This is a genomic window from Streptomyces sp. NPDC055506 (assembly GCF_053643595.1).
Window position 1 is genome coordinate 1 of record NZ_JBSHKH010000264.1, and the last position, 3,058, is coordinate 3,058.

The 3,058-nt window shown below is 71.5% G+C and carries 4 protein-coding genes; 3 read left to right on the top strand and 1 reads right to left on the bottom strand.

The features are described 5' to 3' along the window. Positions 1-46 precede the first annotated feature (46 nt). Positions 47-880 (bottom strand): AbfB domain-containing protein, encoded by an 834-nt coding sequence (locus ACWIF2_RS40435; protein WP_454366673.1) that lies wholly within the window; start codon positions 878-880, stop codon positions 47-49. 168 nt (positions 881-1,048) lie between these two features. On the opposite strand from ACWIF2_RS40435, the gene ACWIF2_RS40440 reads away from it, so the two are divergent. From ACWIF2_RS40440 to dapD, 3 genes are all read left to right on the top strand, one after another. Further along, entirely contained in the window at positions 1,049-1,369 is a 321-nt protein-coding gene (locus ACWIF2_RS40440; protein ID WP_382498715.1) for a DMT family transporter, read from the top strand. After that, positions 1,369-1,932, top strand: a complete 564-nt coding sequence (locus ACWIF2_RS40445) for a TetR/AcrR family transcriptional regulator (RefSeq protein ID WP_454366675.1) — start codon at positions 1,369-1,371, stop codon at positions 1,930-1,932. Before ACWIF2_RS40440 ends, ACWIF2_RS40445 begins: the two co-directional genes overlap by 1 nt. A 112-nt stretch (positions 1,933-2,044) precedes the next feature. Further along, positions 2,045-3,034, top strand: coding sequence for a 2,3,4,5-tetrahydropyridine-2,6-dicarboxylate N-succinyltransferase (dapD, locus tag ACWIF2_RS40450; protein WP_382498711.1), 990 nt, complete (start codon positions 2,045-2,047; stop codon positions 3,032-3,034). Positions 3,035-3,058: the final 24 nt, after the last annotated feature.

Genomic DNA, 3,058 nt, shown 5'->3' on the forward strand with positions numbered 1-3,058 from the left:
ACCCTCCCGGGTGCCGCCCCTTCGTCATGTTCGGTCCAGCGCTGGCTCAGTCCAGCCCGGCCACCAGCTGGAACGACGCGTCCGCGCGGTACTGCCCGTGGTGCTGGTACGGGTCGAGGCGGAGCTGGAAGCTGCGGTGGCGCAGGAAGCGGCCCGGGTAGTTCACCGACTCCAGCATGACCGTGCCCGAGGGGTACACGGGGCGGGGGCAGAAGGTGGCGTCCTGGCGGAAGAGGGGCGAGCCGTCGTCGGCGTTCGCGACCAGGACGAAGCTGCGGTGGCGGAGGTAGCGGCCGTCCGCGGTGGTGAAGGAGTAGCAGGAGGAGTCGGTGAGGCCGGCTACGCGCCGGAAGGTGGCGTCCTCACGCTGCTCCGGGCCGGAGCCGATTGAGTCCAGGCGCACATAGCCGTCGCGCACCCGCCAGTAGCGGTCGGGGTAGTTGACCGAGCGTATGGATATCCCGTTGGACTTCGGGGGCTTGGGGGCCGGTGAAGTCCGGTCGGACTCCGAGGGCTTCGGTGCCTTCGGGCGCGGCTTCGGCGAGGCGCTCGGGCTGGTGGATGCGCTCGTCGTCGGGGTGGGCGACGGGCGTTCGCGGTCCTTGCCGGGCGTCTGCGTGGCGGTCCCGGAGGGCGTCGCGAAGGAGATCAGGCCGCCCGGGGCCGAACTGCTGAGTGTGGTCGGCTCCGCCGACTCGGGTGCGGGCTCGCCGGCCTGACTGTCCATCACGGCGATCGCCGTCACGCACGCGGTGACCGTGGCCAGGGCGAGGGCGCCCGCCAGCCAGAGTCGTCGCGTACCCGGTGCCCGGGTGGTGTCCGGGGCCCAACCGTTTTCCCACGGACGGTCCTGTGGCGGCCGGGACTTGTCTTCTGTCATGCGCTGGTTCCTCCATCGGGGCACCCTTGACGGCGGCGCAGTTGTGGTGACCCGGTGTGTGATCGGTGACACCGTAGTGGACGTGTGGGATCACTGGGGGCGTTTGTTGAGAGCGGTTTCCGTCCTGTGATGTGTACGGTCGTACAGATGGTGTGTACGCTTGTACATATGGGTTATCTGCTGCTGGCTACGGCCATAGCCGCCGAAGTGGGCGCGACGACTGCCATGAAGTACAGCGACGGCTTCAGCAGGCTCGGGCCCTCACTGCTCACACTCGTCGGCTACCTCGTCTCCTTCGCGCTCCTCGCGCAGACGCTGAAGACCGTCTCCGTCGGCACGGCCTACGCCATCTGGGCCGGAGTCGGCACCGCGGCCATCGCCACCATCGGCGTCCTGTTCCTCGGAGAGGGCGTGACCGCCGCCAAGGCCGCCGGTATCGCGCTGATCATCGTCGGGGTCGTGGTGCTGAACCTGGGAGGCGGTCACTGATGCCCCGGCGCTACGACCCCGAGCGGCGGCAGCGGATCATCGACGCGGCGATCCGGGTCGTCGGGGCGAAGGGCATCGCGGGGCTCAGCCACCGCAGTGCCGCCGCGGAGGCCGATGTGCCGCTCGGCTCCACCACGTACCACTTCCGAACCCTCGACGAGCTGCTGGTCGCCGCACTGCGGCAGGCCAACGAGGGCTTCGCCAAGGTGATCGCCGGGCGCGGCGGACTGCAGGACCCCCGGACCGATCTGGCGGCGGAGCTGGCGGCATGGGTGGGGGAGTGGCTCGCGGGCGACCGTACCGGCGTCGAGCTGGAGTACGAGCTGTATCTGGCCGCCCTGCGTCGGCCCGCCCTGCGGCCCGTCGCCGCCGAGTGGGCCGAGGGGGTCGCCGAGTTGCTGTCCCGGCGCACGGATCCCGTCACGGCGCGGGCGCTGGTGGCGGTGGTCGACGGGATCTGTCTTCAGGTGCTGCTGACGGGGGTGGCGTATGACGAGGAGTATGCGCGGGAGGTGCTGGGGCGGGTCGTGGCGGGGGTCGGCGGTTGTGGGGTGGGGGTGTGAGGGCGGGTAGGGCGCCGCGTCGCGCCGACCAGCGGGGAGACGTACCGCCCGGCACGTGAGACGGCCCCGTACCGGTTCGCATCGACCGCCGTCCGCCGGTTAGGTTGCCCTCATGACCGACACGACTGCTCCTCGCACCACCGGCGCCGTGGCCGCCGGCCTCGCCACGATCGCCGCCGACGGCACCGTCCTCGACACCTGGTTCCCCGCGCCCGAGCTGTCCGACGAGCCCGGCCCGTCCGGCACCGAGCGGCTGTCCGCCGAGCGTGCCGCGGAACTGCTCGGCGGCGGCGCGACCGCTGCGGTCGGCCCGGACGCCCGCCGGGGCGTCGAGGTGGTCGCGGTCCGCACGGTCATCGCCTCGCTCGACGAGAAGCCGGTCGACGCGCACGACGTCTACCTGCGCCTGCACCTGCTCTCGCACCGTCTGGTGAAGCCGCACGGCCAGAGCCTCGACGGCATCTTCGGCCACCTCGCGAACGTCGCCTGGACCTCGCTGGGCCCGGTCGCCGTGGACGACCTGGAGAAGGTGCGCCTCAACGCGCGCGCCGAGGGCCTGCACCTCCAGGTGACGAGCGTCGACAAGTTCCCGCGCATGACGGACTACGTGGCTCCCAAGGGCGTCCGTATCGCCGACGCCGACCGGGTCCGCCTCGGTGCGCACCTCTCCGAGGGCACCACCGTCATGCACGAGGGCTTCGTCAACTTCAACGCCGGCACGCTCGGCACGTCGATGGTCGAGGGCCGTATCTCCGCGGGCGTCCTGATCGGCGACGGCTCGGACATCGGCGGCGGCGCCTCCACGATGGGCACGCTGTCCGGCGGCGGCAACGTCATCATCTCCATCGGCGAGCGCTGCCTGATCGGCGCCGAGGCGGGCGTGGGCATCGCCCTCGGCGACGAGTGCGTCGTCGAGGCCGGCCTCTACGTCACCGCCGGCACCCGCGTCACCATGCCCGACGGCCAGATCGTCAAGGCCCGCGAGCTGTCCGGCGCCTCCAACATCCTGTTCCGCCGCAACTCGGTCACCGGCACGGTCGAGGCGCGGCCGAACAACGCGGTGTGGGGCGGGCTGAACGAGATCCTGCACAGCCACAACTGATCGCGTCGGTCATCGCCGAGCGCC

Excerpts from the sequence above, each read along its gene's own strand:
- ACWIF2_RS40435 (WP_454366673.1), bottom strand. The coding sequence starts at position 880 with ATGACAGAAGACAAGTCCCGGCCGCCACAGGACCGTCCGTGGGAAAAC.
- ACWIF2_RS40440 (WP_382498715.1), top strand. The coding sequence starts at position 1,049 with ATGGGTTATCTGCTGCTGGCTACGGCCATAGCCGCCGAAGTGGGCGCG.
- ACWIF2_RS40445 (WP_454366675.1), top strand. The coding sequence starts at position 1,369 with ATGCCCCGGCGCTACGACCCCGAGCGGCGGCAGCGGATCATCGACGCG.
- dapD (WP_382498711.1), top strand. The coding sequence starts at position 2,045 with ATGACCGACACGACTGCTCCTCGCACCACCGGCGCCGTGGCCGCCGGC.